This window comes from Arthrobacter sp. SO3 (genome assembly GCF_020532825.1).
Lineage (GTDB): Bacteria > Actinomycetota > Actinomycetes > Actinomycetales > Micrococcaceae > Arthrobacter.
In genome coordinates this window covers 16,866-36,003 of sequence record NZ_MQTS01000082.1, presented here as the reverse complement: position 1 = coordinate 36,003, position 19,138 = coordinate 16,866, and the positions used below count along the sequence as shown (strand labels likewise).

At 66.6% G+C, this 19,138-nt stretch carries 16 protein-coding genes; 8 read left to right on the top strand and 8 right to left on the bottom strand.

Translation table 11 applies throughout. The features are described from left to right. From BJQ90_RS08610 to BJQ90_RS08600, 3 genes are all read right to left on the bottom strand, one after another. Positions 1-779 (bottom strand): biotin/lipoyl-containing protein (locus BJQ90_RS08610; RefSeq protein WP_319004618.1); only part of this gene is annotated, 779 nt, incomplete at its 3' end. Positions 780-905: 126 nt separating this feature from the next. Continuing rightward, positions 906-2,291: a dihydrolipoyl dehydrogenase gene (gene lpdA / locus BJQ90_RS08605; RefSeq protein WP_226759879.1), complete on the bottom strand. Its 1,386-nt coding sequence runs from the start codon at positions 2,289-2,291 to the stop codon at positions 906-908. Positions 2,292-2,541: 250 nt separating this feature from the next. Continuing rightward, on the bottom strand, positions 2,542-4,068 hold the full coding sequence (locus BJQ90_RS08600; protein WP_226759878.1) for a leucyl aminopeptidase: 1,527 nt from the start codon (positions 4,066-4,068) through the stop codon (positions 2,542-2,544). A gap of 292 nt (positions 4,069-4,360) precedes the next feature. On the opposite strand from BJQ90_RS08600, the gene BJQ90_RS08595 reads away from it, so the two are divergent. The 4 genes from BJQ90_RS08595 (at position 4,361) to BJQ90_RS08580 (ending at position 9,689) form a co-directional block, all read left to right on the top strand. Beyond that, on the top strand, positions 4,361-5,299 hold the full coding sequence (locus BJQ90_RS08595; RefSeq protein ID WP_226759877.1) for a proteasome assembly chaperone family protein: 939 nt from the start codon (positions 4,361-4,363) through the stop codon (positions 5,297-5,299). 34 nt (positions 5,300-5,333) lie between these two features. Then, entirely contained in the window at positions 5,334-6,665 is a 1,332-nt protein-coding gene (locus BJQ90_RS08590) for an MFS transporter (RefSeq protein WP_226759876.1), read from the top strand. Between the two features lie 74 nt (positions 6,666-6,739). After that, positions 6,740-8,029, top strand: coding sequence for a DUF4192 family protein (locus BJQ90_RS08585; RefSeq protein ID WP_226759875.1), 1,290 nt, complete (start codon positions 6,740-6,742; stop codon positions 8,027-8,029). Positions 8,030-8,351: 322 nt separating this feature from the next. Then, positions 8,352-9,689, top strand: a complete 1,338-nt coding sequence (locus tag BJQ90_RS08580) for an RNA polymerase sigma factor (RefSeq protein ID WP_226759874.1) — start codon at positions 8,352-8,354, stop codon at positions 9,687-9,689. A 221-nt stretch (positions 9,690-9,910) separates the two neighbouring features. Here BJQ90_RS08580 and BJQ90_RS08575 read toward each other — a convergent pair whose 3' ends face one another. Then, a complete protein-coding gene (locus BJQ90_RS08575) occupies positions 9,911-10,132 on the bottom strand; it encodes a hypothetical protein (protein WP_226759873.1) in 222 nt (73 codons plus the stop codon). Between the two features lie 235 nt (positions 10,133-10,367). Here BJQ90_RS08575 and BJQ90_RS08570 point away from each other — a divergent pair, with 235 nt between their 5' ends. The 3 genes from BJQ90_RS08570 to BJQ90_RS08560 all read left to right on the top strand — a co-directional run bounded on the left by BJQ90_RS08570 (position 10,368) and on the right by BJQ90_RS08560 (position 14,016). Beyond that, positions 10,368-12,476 (top strand): DNA gyrase/topoisomerase IV subunit B, encoded by a 2,109-nt coding sequence (locus BJQ90_RS08570; protein WP_226759872.1) that lies wholly within the window; start codon positions 10,368-10,370, stop codon positions 12,474-12,476. Between the two features lie 183 nt (positions 12,477-12,659). Further along, on the top strand, positions 12,660-13,106 hold the full coding sequence (locus tag BJQ90_RS08565; RefSeq protein ID WP_226759871.1) for a hypothetical protein: 447 nt from the start codon (positions 12,660-12,662) through the stop codon (positions 13,104-13,106). Continuing rightward, positions 13,045-14,016: a M20/M25/M40 family metallo-hydrolase gene (locus tag BJQ90_RS08560; RefSeq protein ID WP_226759870.1), complete on the top strand. Its 972-nt coding sequence runs from the start codon at positions 13,045-13,047 to the stop codon at positions 14,014-14,016. Before BJQ90_RS08565 ends, BJQ90_RS08560 begins: the two co-directional genes overlap by 62 nt. A gap of 102 nt (positions 14,017-14,118) precedes the next feature. Here BJQ90_RS08560 and BJQ90_RS08555 read toward each other — a convergent pair whose 3' ends face one another. The 3 genes from BJQ90_RS08555 to BJQ90_RS08545 form a co-directional block, all read right to left on the bottom strand. Next, positions 14,119-15,108, bottom strand: coding sequence for a M56 family metallopeptidase (locus tag BJQ90_RS08555; RefSeq protein WP_226759869.1), 990 nt, complete (start codon positions 15,106-15,108; stop codon positions 14,119-14,121). Positions 15,109-15,114: 6 nt separating this feature from the next. After that, on the bottom strand, positions 15,115-15,501 hold the full coding sequence (locus BJQ90_RS08550; RefSeq protein ID WP_024368330.1) for a BlaI/MecI/CopY family transcriptional regulator: 387 nt from the start codon (positions 15,499-15,501) through the stop codon (positions 15,115-15,117). 425 nt (positions 15,502-15,926) lie between these two features. Continuing rightward, positions 15,927-16,589 carry a maleylpyruvate isomerase family mycothiol-dependent enzyme gene (locus BJQ90_RS08545; protein WP_226759868.1) on the bottom strand — a complete coding sequence of 221 codons (663 nt, stop codon included), beginning with the start codon at positions 16,587-16,589 and terminating at the stop codon, positions 15,927-15,929. A gap of 190 nt (positions 16,590-16,779) precedes the next feature. Between BJQ90_RS08545 and BJQ90_RS08540 the strand changes: the two genes are divergently transcribed. Further along, positions 16,780-17,538: a VOC family protein gene (locus tag BJQ90_RS08540; RefSeq protein ID WP_226759867.1), complete on the top strand. Its 759-nt coding sequence runs from the start codon at positions 16,780-16,782 to the stop codon at positions 17,536-17,538. Between the two features lie 118 nt (positions 17,539-17,656). On the opposite strand, the gene BJQ90_RS22705 is transcribed toward BJQ90_RS08540, so the two are convergent. Then, on the bottom strand, positions 17,657-18,736 hold the full coding sequence (locus BJQ90_RS22705; protein ID WP_226759866.1) for a cytochrome b/b6 domain-containing protein: 1,080 nt from the start codon (positions 18,734-18,736) through the stop codon (positions 17,657-17,659). Positions 18,737-19,138 lie beyond the last annotated feature (402 nt).

The window sequence follows — 19,138 nt, the reverse complement described above, 5'->3', positions numbered from 1 at the left end:
GGGGCTGCGGGGGCGGCTTCCTTGGCGGGGGCTGCGGGTGCCTCCTGCTTGGGAGCCTCAACCGGAGCAGCTGCCTTGGGAGCTTCCTGCTTCGGTGCTGCTGCTGCCTTCGGAGCCTCAGCGGCGGGAGCCGCAGCGGGGGCAGCGGTACCGGAACCGATCACGGCGAGGACGGAGCCGACCTCGGCCGTTTCATCCTCGGCGACGCGGATTTCCTGCAGGACGCCGGCGACCGGGGACGGGATCTCGGTATCGACCTTGTCGGTGGACACCTCGAGCAGCGGCTCGTCGACCTCGACGGTGTCGCCGATGCTCTTGAGCCAGCGGGTGACGGTGCCTTCGGTGACGCTCTCGCCCAGGGCCGGGAGCGTGACTTCGTGGCTTTCGCCGGCGGGAGCGGCTGCTTCGGCAGCCGGCGCCGCGGCGGCGGGGACCTCAGCGGCGGGGGCCGGTGCCTCGGCGGCCGACGGCGATTCAGCGGCGGGTGCTTCCTCGGCCGGTGCCTCGGCTGCAGGGGCTTCGGCTGAGCCAGCGGAACCGGAGCCGTCGCCGATGCGCACGAGAGGCGCGCCAACTTCAGCGGTCTCGTCTTCGGCGACGAGGATTTCCTCGATCACGCCGGCGATCGGAGAGGGGATCTCGGTGTCTACTTTGTCGGTGGAAACCTCGAGCAGCGGCTCGTCCACCTCTACCCGGTCACCTACCTGCTTGAGCCAGCGGGTGACGGTTCCTTCGGTGACACTCTCACCGAGGGCGGGCAAGTTAACGGATTCAGACATGTCGTCCCCGTTCTCCTTATTGATCTTTAGTGCGGATGATTGCTGCCTTGGTCGAGCTTAGTGCACCCGGCATTTCTGGCCGGGTGCACCAAGCACGGAGTTCTTGCGGTGGTGCGGGCGGAACTGTTAGCCGTGAAGGGGCTTGCCGGCCAGAGCCAGGTGGGCCTCGCCCAGGGACTCGTTCTGGGTCGGGTGCGCGTGGACCAGCTGGGCCACGTCTTCCGGGTAGGCTTCCCAGTTCACGATCAGCTGGGCTTCGCCGATCTGCTCGCCCATGCGGGCGCCGATCATGTGGACGCCGACGACGGGGCCGTCCTTCTGGCGGACCAGCTTGACCAGGCCGCTGGTGCCCAGGATGGAGCTCTTGCCGTTGCCGGCGAGGTTGTATTCCTGGGTCTGGATCTGGTCGTCACCGAACTTGGCCTTGGCGGCCTTTTCCGTGTAGCCCACCGTGGCGATTTCGGGCTCGGAGTAGGTGACCTTGGGGATGTTGACGTCTTCGACGACGACGGGCTTCAGGCCGGCGATTTCTTCGGCGACGAAGATGCCCTGCTGGTAGCCGCGGTGCGCGAGCTGGACGCCGGGGACGATGTCGCCCACGGCGTAGACGTTGCCGACGCCGGTGTGCAGGCGCTCGTTGGTGATGACGAAGCCGCGGTCGATGGTCAGACCGGCCTCTTCGTAACCGAGGTTCGCCGTGACCGGGCCACGGCCGACGGCCACCAGCATGAGGTCGGCTTCGAAGGTCTTGCCGTCCACCAGGGTGACCTTGACGCCGTCGGCGTTCTGCTCAACGCCCTGGAAGAAGGTGCCGGTGGAGAACTTGATGCCGCGCTTCTTGAAGGCGCGCTCGAAGGCCTTGACGATCGTCGCGTCCTCGTTCGGGACCAGCGACGGCAGGCCCTCGATGATGGTGACGTCGACGCCGAAGGACTTCCAGACTGAAGCGAATTCGACGCCGATCACGCCGCCGCCCAGGATGATCGCGCTCTTGGGGATGAAATCCATGGTGAGGGCTTCGTCGGAGGTGATGACCTTGCCGCCGATTTCCAGTCCGGGCAGCGAGCGGGAGTACGAGCCGGTCGCGAGGACAATGTTTTTGCCCTTGTACGCGGTGCCGTTCACGACGACGGTGTCGGTGCCCTGGAGCTTGCCTTCGCCCTCGATGACGGTGATGCCCTTTTTGCCCTTGATAAGGCCCTGCAGGCCCTTGAACTTGCCGGCGATGATGCCGTCTTTGTAGGCGTTGACGGCGGTGATGTCGATGCTGTCAAGGGTGACGTTGACGCCGTACTTCGCAGAGTCGCGGGCGTGGTCGGCCAGTTCTGCCGAGTGCAGCAGGGCCTTGGTGGGGATACAGCCGTTGTGCAGGCAGGTGCCGCCGAGCTTGCCCTTTTCGATCAGGCCGACGGTGAGGCCGAGCTGAACGGCACGCAGGGCAGTTGCGTAGCCGCCGCTGCCGCCGCCGAGTACCAGGATGTCGAATTCTTGCGCAGTTGCCTGATCGGCCACTAAAACGCTCCCTCGCGTGAACGATGACGCGAGAGTACGCATCATCTGGTCTTGGAACTTCCTGCCGTGATTATGCCAGCAGGACAATTCCCTTTCATTTGTGACTACCGGAGTTCACCTTAGCGAACCACTAATACATGCTCCACCTTGCCGTGGCGTTTGTGGAGCGCTTGTGTCCAGTGTCACGCAGCCTTGTGGCCGGGGGATCAGCCCCGGCCACAAGGCCGCGCAGACGTCTGGGCGGGGAGGCCTAAGCGGTTTTGGCCAGGATGTCCTCGACGTAGGCCACGAGGGTGCGCACGGTGCATCCGGTGCCCTGCTTGTGGTTGTAGCCGTAGGGGCTGCCGTTGTTGAACGACGGGCCGGCGATGTCGATGTGTGCCCAGGGGATCTGTTCGCCGTCCTTGCCCTTGCCGACGAATTCGCGCAGGAAGACGGCCGCCGTCATCATGCCGCCGTGGCGTTCGCCGATGTTGGCGATGTCCGCGACCTGCGAGTCGAGGCTGGGGCGCAGCTCTTCGGGAAGCGGCATCGGCCAGACGAGCTCGCCGGCGCGGTCCGCTGCAGCCTTGATCGGGCCGGTGACCGAGTCGGAGCCCATGACGCCGGCGGTGCGGTCGCCGAGGGCGACCAGCTGCGCGCCAGTGAGGGTGGCGACGTCGATGATGGCGTCCGGGAACTCCTGGCTTGCGGCGACGATCCCGTCCGCCATGACCAGGCGGCCCTCGGCGTCGGTGTTGAGGACCTCGACGGTTTTGCCGCCGAACATGGTCAGCACGTCCGCCGGACGCTGGGCAGCGCCGGAGGGCATGTTCTCGGCAATGCAGAGCCAGGCGGTTGCCTTGACGGGCAGGCCGAGGCCGGCGATGGCCAGCACGCTGTTAAGGACGACGGCGGCGCCCGCCATGTCGGACTTCATGTCGCCCATGCCAAGAGCCGGCTTGATCGAGATGCCACCGGTGTCGAAGGTGATGCCCTTGCCCACGAGGGCGATCTTGGCGGTGGCCCTGGCCGGGGAGTATTCAACCTTGACCAGGCGCGGCTGGCGGGTGGAGCCCTTGCCGACGCCGAGGATCCCGCCGAAGCCTTCCTTCTCCAGTCGCTTCTCGTCCCACACGGTCACCTTGACCGGCAGGCCCTTCGAGAGTTCCTTGGCCGCGTCGGCGAAGGATTCGGGGAACAGGTGGCTCGGCGGCTGGTTGACCAGGGAACGGGTGGCGTTGACGGCCTTGCCGATCAGTGCGGCACGGTCCAGCACCGGCAACAGGGCCTTGTCCGCGGCAAAGTCGGTGACAATGACGACGTTCTTCACCGGATCCTTCAGGCCATCCTTGGAGGAGCGGTACTCGGTGAAGGAGTAGGCGCCCATTGCGGCGCCCTCGGCGACGGCTGCCACCTCGCCAAGGGACGACGTCGGGAGGGCCAGGGTGACCGTGTCGACGCCGGCGAGCTGGCGGACGGCTGAGCCGGCGGCGCGGCGGAGTGCTTCTTCGGTAAGCGGCTGGGATCCGGAAATCCTGCCGACCCCGGCGAGCACAAGGACCTTCGCGCCGGCTTCGCTCAGGCCAGGGAGGCGGTGGGCCTGGTCGGCTGCCCCGGTAATGCCAAGAACAGTCAGTGATTCCGCCAGGGCTTCGGCGGCCTTCGCCGTCAGGGGGTTGCTGAGCAGGACGGGTCCGTCTGTGCCCTGCCCCACGCCAATGACGAGGGCATCGCTGGGGGACCGCTTGAGGTCCCCGGCGACTGCACTAAGTTTGACTTCAGTATTCTTGACCACGAGGGCAGTCCTCAATTCTCTGAGTTTTTGCGGCAGGAACTGCATGTTCGGCGCCCTGCCATGGAACCTGGGCCACTGCCGGTTTGAGACGTAACCCAGGTGTCTTCAAGCCGTCATAGGGCCAGTTCCGATCGTAGTCTCTCCCCGGCGCGGGTGTTCAATTGAATGAGAGCTGGGGCACACCCCGATCAGGAATGCTCCCGCACTCCGGGGCGTTGTACCCGGTAGCAGGGGCGCAGCCCCGCACGGCCCGTCCGGCCGCTCCCAATGACTACGACGAAAGGAACATGCCGTGATTGAACGGATTTCCGGCTCCTTGCTGGACCCCGAATCGCTCTACCTGCGTGATGACGCGCTGTTCCACAGCCCCGAAATGCGCGGACTGAACCTCGTCATGGGATTCACCGGATTCGCTGATGCAGGGCATGTCGTCCGGCAGATCACCGGCGAAATGCTGGAGACCCTGGACTCGGAGATGGTGGCCGAGTTCGACGCCGACCAACTGATCGACTACCGGTCGCGCCGCCCGCAGATCAGCTTCGTCGAAGACCACCTGCAGGACTATCAGGCGCCGCGCCTCGCGCTGTACCGGCTGGTCGACGGGCTCGGCAGCCCGTTCCTGCTCCTGGCCGGGTTCGAACCGGACCTGCAATGGGAGCGGTTCGCCCGCGCCGTCATTGGCATCGTCGAGGAGCTGGACGTCAACCTCGTCACCTGGATCCATTCCATCCCCATGCCGGTACCGCACACCCGGCCCGTCGGGGTGACGGTCCACGGCAACCGCCCGGACCTCATCGAGGGCATTTCGGTGTGGAAGCCCACCGTCGAGGTGCCTGCCGCCGTCGGCCACATCCTCGAACTGCGGCTGACGGAAGCCGGGCGCAACGTTGCCGGCTACGTGATGCATGTGCCGCACTACCTTGCCGAAGCCGAATACCCGACGGCCGCCGTCGCCGGACTCGAATACCTGGGGGCAGCCACCTCGCTTATGCTGCCCACCGACCGGCTCCGCGAAGCGGGCCGGGAAGTCGGACGCCAGATCGCCGAGCAGATTGAGGCCTCAGCGGAAGTGCAGCAGGTCGTTTCACGGCTCGAAATCGGTTACGACGAGAACGCCGAAGGCACCGTGCGGCGTTCCCTGCTCGCTGACGAGAACGACCAGCTTCCCAATGCGGACGCCCTTGGTGCTGCCGTGGAGGCCTACCTGGCAAGTAAAGAACCCGGCGAATAAATACTATTTTTCCATCCGCGGGCATAATGGGGGAGTGACCTCACCCCGCGCCTGGCTGATCTGGATTATTGGGATCTTTGCGTACCTCGTGGCGGTCAGCCAGCGCACCTCGTTCGGGGTGGTGGGGCTCGAGGCTACCGAACGCTTCCACGCCAGCGCGGCCGAAATTTCCTTCTTCACCGTGCTGCAGCTCCTCGTCTATGCCGCCCTGCAGATCCCGGTCGGCATCCTCGTGGACCGCTTCGGCTCCCGGGCGATGATCGCCGGCGGCGCGCTGCTGATGGGGCTCGGCCAGCTTCAGCTGGCGTTCACCGAGAACATTCCCGGCGGCGTCCTGGGCCGCGTGCTGGTGGGCGCCGGGGATGCGATGACTTTTATCTCCGTGATCCGGCTGATCCCGATCTGGTTCGCCCCCGCCCGCGTCCCGCTGCTCACCCAGCTGACCGGTATGTCCGGCCAGCTGGGCCAGCTCATCAGCGTGGTGCCGTTCGCGATGATCCTGCACCTCGCCGGCTGGACCCCCGCCTTCCTGACGCTGGCGGCCATGTCGGCCCTTGCCCTGGTTCTCGTGCTGGTCCTGCTGCAGGACCGTCCGCCCGGGCATCCCGCGCCGGAATCCTCCCAGGGGCTGCGCGCCACCGGGGTCACGCTCGCCCAGGCATGGCGGCAGCCCGGAACCCGGCTGGGACTTTGGAGCCACTTCACCGTCCAGTTCAGCGGCACCGTGTTCGCCATGACCTGGGGCTACCCGTTCCTGATCTCCGCCCAGGGCCTGGACACCGCCGTCGTGTCGGGGCTGATGACGTTGTATGTGGCCGCGGCCATCGCTGCCGGGCCGCTGATGGGCAGCTTCGTCGCGCGGCATCCGCTGCGGCGCTCCACCATGGTGCTGCTGATCTCTGCCGCCACCGCCGCGGCGTGGGCGGCGGTGCTGCTGATTCCGGGCCGTTCCCCGCTGTGGCTGCTGGCCGGGCTTGTGGTGGTGCTCGCCATCGGCGGCCCCGGTTCCATGATCGGCTTCGACTTCGCCCGCACGTTCAACCCGGCCCACCGGATCGGCACCGCCACCGGAATCGTGAACGTCGGCGGCTTCATCGCCTCGCTCATCGCCATTTACCTGATCGGTCTGGTCCTGGACGTCCTGCACGCCACCGGCTTCTCCCAGGGCGAGCTCTACGGGCTCGATCCGTTCCGCATCGCACTGAGCGTGCAGTTCCTGCTGCTGGCAGGAGGATCGGGCGCGATCATTTTCATCCGGCGGAAAGTGCGGAGGCAGATGGCGGCCCAGGGCGTAGTTGTGCCTCCGCTGCTGACGGCCCTCGCCGAGCAGCGCAGGCTCAGCGCGGAGCGGCGCCGCACGCCCTGACGGCCGCTCGCGGGTTGTCCACATAGGAAGCGCGGACACTTACGCCGGCCCGCGGGGACCGCGAAGCTGGCTCCATGACAGCTCCCGATCATCTGAGAATCACCGGCCCGGAGGACATCCTCGGGTTCATCCCCCATTCCCTGGGTTACTGGCCGGCCCGCAGCCTCGTGGCCATGACCCTGCAGGGCAAGCGGCTCGGAGCGACGCTCCGGGTGGATCTCCCCGGCGAGGGCGGCGGCCCGGGCAGTTGTGGTCCCGCCGGACTGGCTGCCTTCGCCCGCTCCGTGTCGTCCTACCTGGAAGCCGACGAGGACGCCGACGGCTCGCTGTTGGCCCTCTTCACCGCAACCGACGGGGACGGCACACCCTGGGCTGAACTCCTGACCGGGCTTGAGAACGCCCTGGCCGACGCCGGCATGCCGGTGCGGGACGCCTGGCTCGTCGGGGCGGAATACTGGCGCAATGCCTATTGCCTGGATCCGTCGTGCTGCGAACCGCCGGGGCGGCCGGTTGAGGAGATCAGGAACAGCCGGCTGAACGCCGAGATGGTGTTCCGCGGCAGCACTGTCGGGGCGGCCCCCGGAACATCACTTAGCACGCCGCTGGGGGCAGCGGATCCCGCCGTGCTGGCGGCCCAGCGGGAGTGGGAGCAGCTGTTCTCTGCCTGCGCACGGGACAGGTCCCAGTTCGGCCAGGTCCTGGGCGTCTGGTCGCGGGTGTTGGATGCGCCGGCGCCGGGGCCGAAGCTGGCCTCGGACCTCACGGGCTACCTGCGCGCGTCCCTCTGCGTCCCACCGTGGCGCGACGCCGTCCTCGTGATGGCAGCTGCCGGGCCTGCGGCCGCGGAGCATGGCGCCGAGGACTTCGGCGTGTTCGACGGCGGCCGGCTGGACGCCGGACGGGGCCGTTCCCTGGCTGATTCCGCACCGTTGAAGACGCCACTTGCTCCTTTGCCGCCGCTGGAGGGATTTCCGGCCCGGACCCCGCGCCATGGGCGGGACGGCAGCAGCGGGGAATCCGCCAACGAACCAGCGCCGGACGTGCCCGGCTATGGCGAGGTCCTGCTGGGGCTCGCGCCCCCGCTGCCGGACTGGACCTTGATGGCTCGCCTGGAACGGGTCCTGGAACAGGTGGGCGCCGCCGGCGGCGAAGCAGGAGCCGCCGCGCTGACCGGGCAGGGCTGGATCGAATGGTGCCGCGGCAAGGGATCCTTCGCGGACGCACTGTTCAGCCGCGCGAACGAGCAGCACCCGGGCTACCGGCTGGCGGAACTGCTCGGCGAGCTGGTCCGCCGAGGGACACTCTGCGGCTGGGCGCGCAGGAGGGAGACCGCCTGGCAAAGGTTCGAGCCGGACGTGGCCTAACCCCGGCGTGACGCGGGCCGGGGTGGCGCCCCAGGTATACGAGGCCGGTCCGCGGTGCCGGTGGCAGGATATTGCGTCCCCAAGCCACGGTTCGGTGCCGATCCGGAAAATCGTGAGACAATGGTTGCCGAGACCCGGTTGGGTCCGTGTATTAAGTGCTCATAGTGGACCTTGGAAACAGGGAACATTACGGTCACCCCAGGAGTTCTACTTAGTGGCTCTGCTGGTCGTGATTGCACCTGATGTGAAACACGGACTTGACAGGGTCATAGTGGTGTTGCCCGTATGGTGATTCCACAGACCGCTGCTAGAAAGGTTTTCTGTGACCCCGTCTTCCGCGAAGAAGGAACCCGCCGACCAGGCCGTCTTGTCCCCCGAGGAGAAGAAGGCGGCGACGAGCGCCAAGCGCGCTGCCACGCGTGCAGCCAACAAGGCTGTCAAAGACGCAGCCCTGGCCGAAGGTGGCGACACCGCCCTGGCGGCCGCCAAGCCCGAACCCAAAAAGCGCGGGCCCAAGCCCGGCGCCAAGGCCGCGGCACAGGCCGCCGGCAAAGCCGCAAACGGTGACGACGACACCGATGAGGACGTCGAGGTTGACCTGGACGATGTCGTGGTCGAGGCCGTAGAGATCGGTGAAGACGGCGAGGAGATCCCGGGTAAGGCCGCAGCAGCCACCACCGGATCCGGCTTCGTCTACTCCGACGCCGACGATGACGACGCCCCGGTCCAGCAGGTGATGTCCGCCGGCGCCACCGCTGACCCCGTCAAGGACTACCTGAAGCAGATCGGCAAGGTCGCCCTGCTGAACGCTGAGCAGGAAGTCGACCTCGCCCTGCGCATCGAGGCAGGTCTCTTTGCCGAGGAAAAGATCAACGCCGACGACGGGACGATGGATCCGAAGCTCAAGCGTGAGCTCGAATTCGTCATCCACGACGGCAAGCGTGCCAAGAACCACCTGCTGGAGGCCAACCTCCGCCTCGTGGTCTCCCTCGCCAAGCGCTACACCGGCCGCGGCATGCTGTTCCTGGACCTGATCCAGGAAGGAAACCTGGGCCTGATCCGTGCGGTTGAGAAGTTCGACTACACCAAGGGCTTCAAGTTCTCCACCTACGCCACCTGGTGGATCCGCCAGGCCATCACCCGGGCCATGGCAGACCAAGCCCGCACCATCCGCATCCCGGTGCACATGGTGGAAGTCATCAATAAGCTGGCCCGCGTGCAGCGCCAGATGCTGCAGGACCTCGGCCGCGAACCCACCCCGGAAGAGCTGGCCCTCGAACTGGACATGACGCCCGAAAAGGTCGTCGAGGTCCAGAAGTACGGCCGTGAGCCGATCTCCCTGCACACCCCGCTGGGCGAGGACGGCGACTCCGAATTCGGTGACCTCATTGAGGACTCCGAAGCCGTCGTCCCGGCCGACGCGGTCAGCTTCACCCTGCTGCAGGAACAGCTGCACTCGGTGCTGGACACCCTCTCCGAACGTGAGGCCGGCGTCGTCGCCATGCGTTTCGGCCTGACTGACGGACAGCCGAAGACTTTAGACGAAATCGGCAAGGTCTACGGCGTCACGCGTGAGCGGATCCGCCAGATCGAATCCAAGACCATGTCCAAGCTGCGGCACCCGTCGCGGTCCCAGGTCCTGCGGGACTACCTGGACTAGGCAAAGAACCAACCAACGCGGGGTCACTTACCGCCCATCATCCTCGAAGGAACGGGCCGGAAGTGACCCCGCGTCGGTCGTTAACGGGGCTGGCTCCGCGTTGGTCGTCCAAGAGGAGTGGCCCCGCGTTGGTCGTTCAAGTGGACCGGCCGGGTTAACGCTGAAAGGGCCCCTCCGCATCGGGAGGGGCCCTTTCCTAAGTGGTCTTGTTCTTGAAAGGTCTAGTCGACGGGAACCGGCGGCTTCTCGTTAAGACGACCCGTCTCGTCGTGCCAGTCAGAGCTGAGCGGCCTGAGCGTCGGTTCTACGGCGCGGGCGTGGTGGCCGCAGAAAAGAAGCTCACCCCCGGAGGCGCCGAGAACAACCCGGACATATGCCTGTGCTCCGCAACGATCGCACCGGTCGACGGTGCTTAGTGTGCGGTCCGCAACTGCTGTTGTCATGTTCGGCCTCCTTGGTAGATCGGTATACCTATATAACCAGCATTCGCAGCGAAACCATGGCTCGGATTGCCCACTTTCGCTGTACGCGTATCACGTCTCGGTAACGGGTTCCGGCGCAGGGGGTGGCCGGGGAGTGGCAGCACGCCGGACCGCGGCACTCCGACTACCCTAGGAAGAGCGCCAAATGCTTACCCGTCCCTGGCCGCCGTCCCGTTCCTGAAGGAGTCTCCGCCCCGTGGCACCAAGTTCTGATTACACCGCCCGGCATCTCTCCGTGCTGGAGGGCCTCGAAGCCGTCCGTAAGCGCCCGGGCATGTACATCGGTTCCACAGACTCCCGCGGCCTCATGCACTGCCTCTGGGAGATCATCGACAACTCGGTCGACGAGGCCCTCGCCGGTTTCGGTCACGACATCAAAATCATTCTGCATGCGGACAACTCGGTGGAAATCCACGACGACGGCCGCGGCGTCCCGGTGGACATCGAACCGAAAACCGGGCTGAGCGGCGTCGAGGTCGTCTTCACGAAACTGCACGCGGGCGGCAAATTCGGCGGCGGCTCGTACACGGCCTCGGGCGGGCTGCACGGCGTCGGTGCCTCCGTCGTGAACGCGCTGTCAGCCCGACTCGACGTCGACGTCGACCGCGGCGGCAAAACCTACAGGATGTGTTTCCGCCGGGGCGAGCCCGGGCGCTTCAAGGATACCGGCAGCAAGCCGGACCCGGCCTCGGTCTTCTCGCCCTTCGTCGACGGTTCCGTCCTGGACGTCGTGGGCAAGGCCAAGCGTGGCGTCACCGGCACCCGGATCCGCTACTGGGCCGACCGGCAGATATTCACCCCGGATGCCAAGTTCTCCTACGACGAGCTGGCGGCCCGCGCCCGCCAGACCTCCTTCCTGGTCCCCGGACTGAAGCTCACCGTCCGGGACGAGCGACGGCTCCCCGGCACGCCGGGCGAGGCCGGCCCGCATGAGGAAGTCTTCCACCACGACGGCGGCCTTTCCGAGTTCGTCGAGTACCTCGCCGCCGACCCCGCCGTCACCGACATCTGGCGGCTGCACGGCGCCGGGAAGTTCAAGGAAACCGTCCCGGTCATCGATGAGAAGGGCCACAGCCAGCTGACGGAGGTGGAACGGGACTGTGAGGTCGACGTCGCCCTCCGCTGGGGCATCGGCTACGACAGCACGGTGCGCACCTTCGTCAACATCATCGCCACCCCCAAGGGCGGCACGCACCAGACCGGCTTCGAACAGGCGCTCCTCAAGACCTTCCGCAAAGCGGTCGAAACCAATGCCCGGAAACTCAAAGCGGGCAACGACAAGATCGAAAAGGACGACATCTTCGCGGGGCTCACCGCGGTCCTCACCGTGCGGCTGGCGGAACCGCAGTTCGAGGGACAGACTAAGGAAATCCTGGGCACCTCCGCCGTGCGGGCCATCGTGGCCAAGGTGGTGGAACAGGAGATCAACGCGAAGCTGACCTCCTCCCACCGCAACGACAAGGCCCAATCGGCGCTGCTGCTGGAAAAGGTCGTCAGCGAGATGAAGTCGCGCATCTCCGCCCGCGTCCACAAGGAAACCCAGCGCCGGAAGAACGCCCTCGAAACGTCCTCCATGCCCACCAAGCTCGCGGACTGCCGCACCGACGACGTCGCCCGCTCAGAACTGTTCATCGTCGAAGGCGACTCCGCCCTCGGCACCGCCAAGCTGGCGCGCTCCTCCGACTTCCAGGCGCTGCTGCCCATCCGCGGCAAGATCCTCAACGTCCAGAAGGCCTCGGTAGGTGACATGCTCTCCAACGCCGAATGCGCGGCCCTCATCCAGGTGGTGGGCGCAGGCTCCGGCCGGAGCTTCGACATCAGCGCGGCCCGGTACGGCAAGGTCATCCTGATGACCGACGCCGACGTCGACGGCGCCCACATCCGCACCCTCCTGCTGACGCTGTTCTTCCGCTACATGCGGCCGATGATCGAGCACGGCCGCGTCTTCGCCGCCGTCCCTCCGCTGCACCGGGTGGAGGTCATCAACGCCGGCCAGAAGGCCAACGAGATGATCTACACCTACTCGGAGGCGGAACTGCATGTCCTGCTGGACAGGCTTGCCAAGGAGGGCAAGCGGTACAAGGAGCCGATCCAGCGCTATAAGGGCCTGGGTGAGATGGACGCGGAGCAGTTGGCCGAGACCACCATGGACCCCCGGCACCGCACCCTGCGCAAGGTCGGGATCGAAAACGCCAAACAGGCCGAGGAGACCTTTGATCTGCTGATGGGCTCCGACGTCGCGCCCCGCAAGGACTTCATCATCGCCGGGGCGGCGAGCCTGGACCGGGAGCGCATCGACGCCTGACCTGCCCCTTTGGGGAGGCTGGTCGGGGCAGTCTGGCGGCCCGGATTGTCGTGGCCGCCGCCGGTTTACGCCAATGGCCAAGTACCCTCTAACCCGGATTGTCTCGTTCCGATAGTGTCGTCTCACGGCCCCGGGCAACGACGCCCGGGGCCGGATTCCGCAGCATAAATCCAGGAGACCCCTATGAGGCAAACTCGGAATTTTCAACGCGCGGCCATCGCCGCCACGATCGGGCTGGCGGTCAGCTTCGCGCCGCCGGCCCTTGCAGCAACCGGCACCACCTCGGACGCCCTGCGCTCCGCGGTGTCGGCCCAGAACATCACGGCACACCTTCAAGCCCTCCAGGACGTCGCCAACAACAATGGAGGCAACCGCGCGGCCGGGACCTCAGGCTATGAGGCCTCCGCCCGGTACATCGAAGGCAGGCTCACAGCTGCCGGCTACACTCCGGTCCGCCAGCCGTTCACCTACAAGCAGTACGCCACCCTCGGGGCCACCATGGAGCGGGTATCGCCAACGTCCAACACATACGCCTACGGCGAGGACTTCCTGGACATGGACTACTCCGGTGAAGGGGACGTCACGGCCGCAGTGGCGGCCGTCGAACCAGGGCAACGTCGTCCCGGGTGAAGACCGCCTCGGCCTGTTTGGCGGCACCCTCGGCGCGCCCCAACCGGCCATCCCGGTGGTCAGCACGAGCTTCGACAACGGCGCCGAACTCGCAGCGCTGCAGAATGTGGCGGTGCACCTCGCCGTCAGCGCCACCATAACCGAGACCGCATCCTTCAACATCCTGGCCGATACCGCCGGACGTGCGGACCGGACAGTCCTGGTGGGAGCGCATCTGGACTCTGTGCCCGGAGGTGCAGGCATCAACGACAACGGCACCGGTACGGCCTCCATCCTGGAGACAGCGATCCAGCTGAAGGCGAGCGGCCAGGCCCCGACCAACAGGGTGCGCTTCGCCTTCTGGGGAGGCGAAGAAGCCGGACTGATCGGCTCCGATTACTACGTCTCCCAGCTGACGGCGCGCCAGATCAAGGAACATGCCGTCAACCTCAACTTCGACATGGTCGGCTCCCCGAACTTCGTCCGCTACGTCTACGACGGCGACGGCTCGGCATTCGGTGAAAAGGGCCCGAACGGCTCCGCACTCGTGGAGAAGGTGTTCCTGGACTACTTCAAGTCCCAGAACCTGCCGGTGGCGGCGACGGCATTCGACGGGCGGTCCGATTACTTCGGTTTCATCAACAACGGCATCCCCGCGGGCGGATTGTTCACCGGTGCGGAAGACCTGAAGACCGCACAAGAGGCGGCAGTCTTCGGCGGCACGGCCGGCGTGGCGCACGATGCCTGCTACCACCAGGCCTGCGACACCATCGCCAACGTAAACACGGCCGTGCTGGAGCAAATGGCCGACGCGATCGCCCACTCCACGCTCACTTTCGCGATGACCACCTCGGCGGTCAACGGCACCACCAAGGGCAACGGAACCGGGAACGTGGACCTCGAATACAAGGGCAACAAGCTGCTCAAGTAGCCTCCGGGCCCCAGCAGGGCATCGGGTGCCGGGCCGTTCCGCCTGCGGGTGGCGTGGCCCGGCACTCGCCCCGGCAGGCCGGTAGGAATCATTAACGGGGGCTCAGCCCAGCAGGCCGGGGACAATCAGCAGGGCCGTCGGGACCGACAGAAGCAGCACACAGGCGGCCAGCACGGCCGCGCGCAGGGGTTCCGGGAGCGGAGGCTGCGGGGAGAGCAGGCGGCTGACGCGGGACGCCGTCGTCCGGGCCGAACCGGCGCCTCCGGTGGCTCCGGGCTGGCCGGGCTCGACGTCGGACAGGTCCGGCTCGCCGAAAGCCATCCGGGCGCCGTGGGCACCGGGGGAGCCGCTGGCCACAATTGCGATGGCCTTGATCAGGGTGGCCTTGCTCTCGGTCTTCAACGCGACGTCGTCGGCGAGCATTTCAATCAGCGAGCTGACCGCTTCCTGCGCCAGCCGGGTAGTGGGCAGCCACGGCAGCGCCTGCCGCCAGGCCGCAAAAGCCCAGAGCAGCAGATGGTGTCGCTGGTCCAGATGCGCGTTCTCGTGGTTGAGGACCGCGCGCAATTCGGCGGGCTCCAGGGCCGCCATCAGCCCGTCGGAGAGGACGGTGACGGAGCGGGCGCCTCCGGGCAGGCAGTACGCGACGGGGGAATCGACATTGATCACCATGGTCCGCGGGCCGTCAGCGGAGGGGGAGGCCAGCAGTGCCAGCAGTTCCCGGTGCCGCCGCCGCTGGCGCTGGATCTTGTAGTACGTCAGCAGCAGGGTAAACACGAGGTGGGCGGTCAGCAGTGCCGCGGCCGAGAGTGCAAAGATGTGCCAGAAGCCCAGCGCCGTGGTGGGCGCATTGTTGAAGACCATCCCGGCGAGGGCGCGCAGGCCCGCCAGCAGGTTATCGCCGACAGGCTCCAGGCCGTAGACGAGCATTGCGCCGATCATGGACAGCCCGCCGGCCAGGGCGATCGCCTGCCAGAGCAGCATGGCCGTGAACGGTGAACGGGACGGCCACTGGGCACGCGAGAGAAGGATAGGCACCGGCCAGGCCAGCACTATCGCGAGGACCGCCAGAAACCATGAGGTCCAGAACATCGGGCGCTAGCTGAGTCCAAGCAGCTTGCGCAGCGTTTCTGCCTCGGTGTCGGTGACGGAACCAATAAATCGGGCCAGCACTGCCTCGCGGTCCGGTGCGGATCCCAGGACCTCGTGCATCAGTTCAGCGGTGTGGTCTTCACGGCTGGAGACTGCCTGGTATCGGTGCGGACGGGTGCCGCGTTCGCGTTCGACCAGGCCCTTGCGCTCAAGGCGCGAGAGCACAGTCAGCACCGTCGTGACGGCCAGGTCCTTGCCCTCGTGTCCGGCGGTACCGTTTTCCGCGCGCGTGCTCTGTGCAAGCAAATCCCGCAGTGTGTTCGCCGTTGCAGCCTCATGGCCTGCCCAGAGCAGATCCATCACTGCCCGTTCCAGTTCGCCGAGACTTGCCATTCCATACATCCTTCGTGACGACCGCTCCGGTCAATCGACTCGGTGGGCGGTAGGTGAATACCTCTGTCTTAAATTTAGCGTGTTTTGCAGATAGTTTCTACAGGAGGTAGAAGTGCGTGCCGCGTGTCGCCCGGTTGATCTCTGCCTACCGGATTGGCCGGGGCTCAGAGGCCGGCCGCCTGTGCTGCGGACCGGCCTCGTGGCCAAAGAGAATCAAGGCGCCGATGGTCCGGCTGCGCAGGCGCATGGGGACGGCGTGCAGGGACCGGACGCCCTGGGAGAGCGCAGAGGACTGGAACAGGGGCCAGCGTGAGCCCTGCGCCGCGATGTGATCGATGGCTACGGCAGCTCCGGTTCGGCAACAGTCCACGCACGGACCCGAACCAGCCTCGAGCTGGAGGACCCGGGAGAGCCTGGGCCCACGATCAGGTTGACGTAGGCTCGTCGGTTTCGGGCGATGGCGGCAGGAGTCTCCGCCGGATTTGGGCGGCTCCGCTGCCGGTGAGTTCGTGGGCCGCTGCCGGCCTGCCGGCAAGGGTTGTGACCAGCGCTGACGCGCTCCCGATGACTTCGGCGCCGGTGCCGTATCTCCAGCCGGAGTCATGGGCGGTGAAGGCGAGCCCGTCCATCAGACCTGGCGTGAGGGCCCTCCGGGCCTGGGGGCTGGTCAGCTGTTCCAGGACGATGTTGGCGCTTTGTGGGTCAATGGTGTGGTCGATGCCAAGGGGCCGGTAGATGTCTTGGGCGTGGATGACCAAGTGGCTTAGTGGCGCCTCGGCGGGGGCGCCAGGAATGCGGAAACGGCCCTGCCCGGTGGCGCGGAGGGCTTCCACGATCTGTGCGTTGGGTCGGGTGTCTCCCCTTGCCCATCGGTCAGCCATCTTGTCGAATGTGAATCCGGCGGCCGCCATGTTGACGAGGAAACGCGGCACCGTCAGGTGGTAGGGCATGAGCAGGTGCACGACGACGTCCCGCACGCGCCATCCGGCGCACAGGCTGGCCGAGTTCCACCGCTCGTTGTCCAACTTCTCCAGCACCCCGAGCAGCCGGGTCCGCTCGGCACCGATCAAAGCTTCGATCTCATTCATGTCATGCCCTTCTGGATCCGGCTGCACGGTTTGGACTTGCGTGCCGCTGAGCTTTCGCCAGCCTACGTCAGTTCCGTGCTGAGGCCCACCATTCAAAGGCAGCAGGCGGCAGCGGAGATCTTGCTTGAAGGTGCCGGCGTGGGAAACAATGTTCCGGCCGGATCCAGCCAGGTCGAAAGGGATTTCTGCTATGACAGCGCGGGATACCTCCTCAGTCGGTGCGCCCTGCTGGGTCGACGCCTGGCAGCCCGATCCCCGGGGCGCAAAAGACTTCTACGGTCAGCTCTTTGGTTGGAGTTTCGACGACCCCATCCCGATGCCGTCCGGTCTCGACGGCGACTACTACCCTGCGCGCCTTCACGGGCAGATGGTCGCCGGCATAGGCCAGGCACCGCCGCTGTCACCTCCGGGCTGGCTCACCCACGTCCGTGTCGAGGATGTTAGGGAGTCCGTGGCCCGCGCCGAGCGGGCCGGAGGCAGACGCCTCGGGCCGTTTGGCGCCGGGCCCGGTGACCGCTTTGCAGTACTCGCCGATCCTTCCGGCGTCCCCTTCTGCCTGCGGCAGGCGGGTGAGAACGACGGCGTCGAGCTGGCCAATGAGCCGAACTGTTGGGCCATGAGCTCGCTGCACACCCCCGATGTTGGCCAGGCCCAGGCGTTTTACGGGGCAATGTTCGATTGGGAGCTCAAATCATTGCCGGACGTTCCCTTCTCGCTGTGGCTGCGCTCGGACCGGGTCGTGGCGGTAGTGACGGCCACCGATGGCGTCGAGGTCCCGCCGCGCTGGAGCGTCAACTTCGCCGTCGCTGATGCCGACGCCATTGCCGGGCATGCTGTCTCCCTGGGTGGTGGCATCCTGATGGCGCCCGTGGACACCCCGGGATTTCGAAGCGCCGTGATCAAGGACCCTCAGGGTGGTGTCGTCGCGGTCAGTGCAACCAGAGGCTGACACGGGCTTCCAGCTGTCACCGGCCCGGCGTAGTCCCTTCCCACGCCACCCGGGGCAGACGTCCAATCCGCCAGCAATACAGTTCCAGGGCGGATCCTTCCTATGCAGGCGGTGAAGCCTAGCGGCTGCTCACCTGACCGAACAGCTTCGCGATGGGTGCGAGCACGATCGGGCGGGCGGCGTACCACCCGGCCACCGTGATGGCGATCGCGGCCGCGAAGAGCCAGAACCCCACCCAATTCACCACGTCGGTGCCGCCGAACATGTGGTTCAGGTTGCGCAGCGCGCCGGTCGAGAACACCAGGAACACATGGATGAGAATGAACAGCACAAAAAACAGCATCGTGGGGAAATGAACCGCGCGCGCAACCTCCACCGGGTAGATCTTGTTCAGCGTCTTGGCGTTCTTCGGCCAGAACTCGCTCATGCGCACACCCGTGATCGCCGAGAGCGGGGCCGCGATGAACACCACGAGGAAGTACATGAGCTGCTGCAGGCTGTTGTAGTTCACCCAGCCGGTCTCAACGGGCCAGTCCAGGGTCATGTACTGCAGGAGCGCGGAGAGCGCGTTCGGGAAGACCTCCCAGCTGGTCGGTATGATTCGCATCCAGTGGCCGGAGGTAAACAGCAGCATCACAAAGATGAGTCCGTTGACCAGCCATAAAATGTCGAGCGACTGGTGCAGCCACAGGTTGATGCTGATTTTCTTGCCGCCGCGCTTGGGCGTCCAGAACGCCGGCGGCTTCTGCTGGGTGCGCACCTGGTAGCCGGAGCGGATGATGAGCACCATCATGAAAATGTTCATGAAGTGCGCCCACTGGGCCCACCACGGGAAGCCGGACTCGGCCGCAGCGGGCGGGCTGTATTCGCCGGGGTACCTCGCGAGGAATTCCGGCACACCCGGCAGCGTCGTCACACCCCGCGCGGCGAGCACAAGAATCGCTGCAGCGGCCACGGCGCCGACCCCGAGGAGCACGACGAGCCTGATCCACTGACCCAGGGTGCGCGTACCGTAGAGCCTTGCCTCGGCCTTTGGCCTCACTGGCCTCTCCGCGGCGACGGACTGTGCCACCGATGCGGGGGCGGCGGTGACCGCGGGTGCATTCGCGGTTGCCGGCGGCTCCGTCTCGGCAACGGTCTCCACCACGCTGGTTGCCGGGGCAAGGGCCTGGGCGATGTGTTCGGGAGCTGGCTGCACCGCGGTGGCGGCAGCGGCCGCCGGAGCAAGTCCAGCTGCCGGCCACGGATCACCACCCTGGACACGGGGAAGCCCGCGACGAAGCGGGGCGGTTCCCGTCGCCCGTGTGGCCGGTGCGGTGGCCGGTACAGCGGCAGGTGATGCCACTGCCGGCACTGATTGCGCAACAGCATTTGCGGCCGGCGTGGGCGTGGCGCCCGCGGCCGGAGACCCGGACGGAGCCGCCACTGATACCCGAGCCGCCACGGATACCGAAGCCTCGCCCGCTGGCGGCCACGGCTCGCCGCCCGGCACGCGCGGCAGTCCACGGCGAAGCTGCCGCGCCACCGCTGTGCTTGCGTTCACCGCTGCGACTGGAGCGGACACCGCCGTCGCACCCGGCGCCGTTTCCCGGGCAGCAGG

What these genes read in the sequence shown, in the direction of transcription:
- BJQ90_RS08555 (WP_226759869.1), bottom strand. Translation starts at nt 15,108, where the DNA reads ATGTTCTGGACCTCATGGTTTCTGGCGGTCCTCGCGATAGTGCTGGCC.
- BJQ90_RS08565 (WP_226759871.1), top strand. Translation starts at nt 12,660, where the DNA reads ATGAGGCAAACTCGGAATTTTCAACGCGCGGCCATCGCCGCCACGATC.
- BJQ90_RS08575 (WP_226759873.1), bottom strand. Translation starts at nt 10,132, where the DNA reads ATGACAACAGCAGTTGCGGACCGCACACTAAGCACCGTCGACCGGTGC.
- BJQ90_RS08585 (WP_226759875.1), top strand. Translation starts at nt 6,740, where the DNA reads ATGACAGCTCCCGATCATCTGAGAATCACCGGCCCGGAGGACATCCTC.
- BJQ90_RS08545 (WP_226759868.1), bottom strand. Translation starts at nt 16,589, where the DNA reads ATGAATGAGATCGAAGCTTTGATCGGTGCCGAGCGGACCCGGCTGCTC.
- BJQ90_RS08540 (WP_226759867.1), top strand. Translation starts at nt 16,780, where the DNA reads ATGACAGCGCGGGATACCTCCTCAGTCGGTGCGCCCTGCTGGGTCGAC.
- BJQ90_RS08550 (WP_024368330.1), bottom strand. Translation starts at nt 15,501, where the DNA reads ATGGCAAGTCTCGGCGAACTGGAACGGGCAGTGATGGATCTGCTCTGG.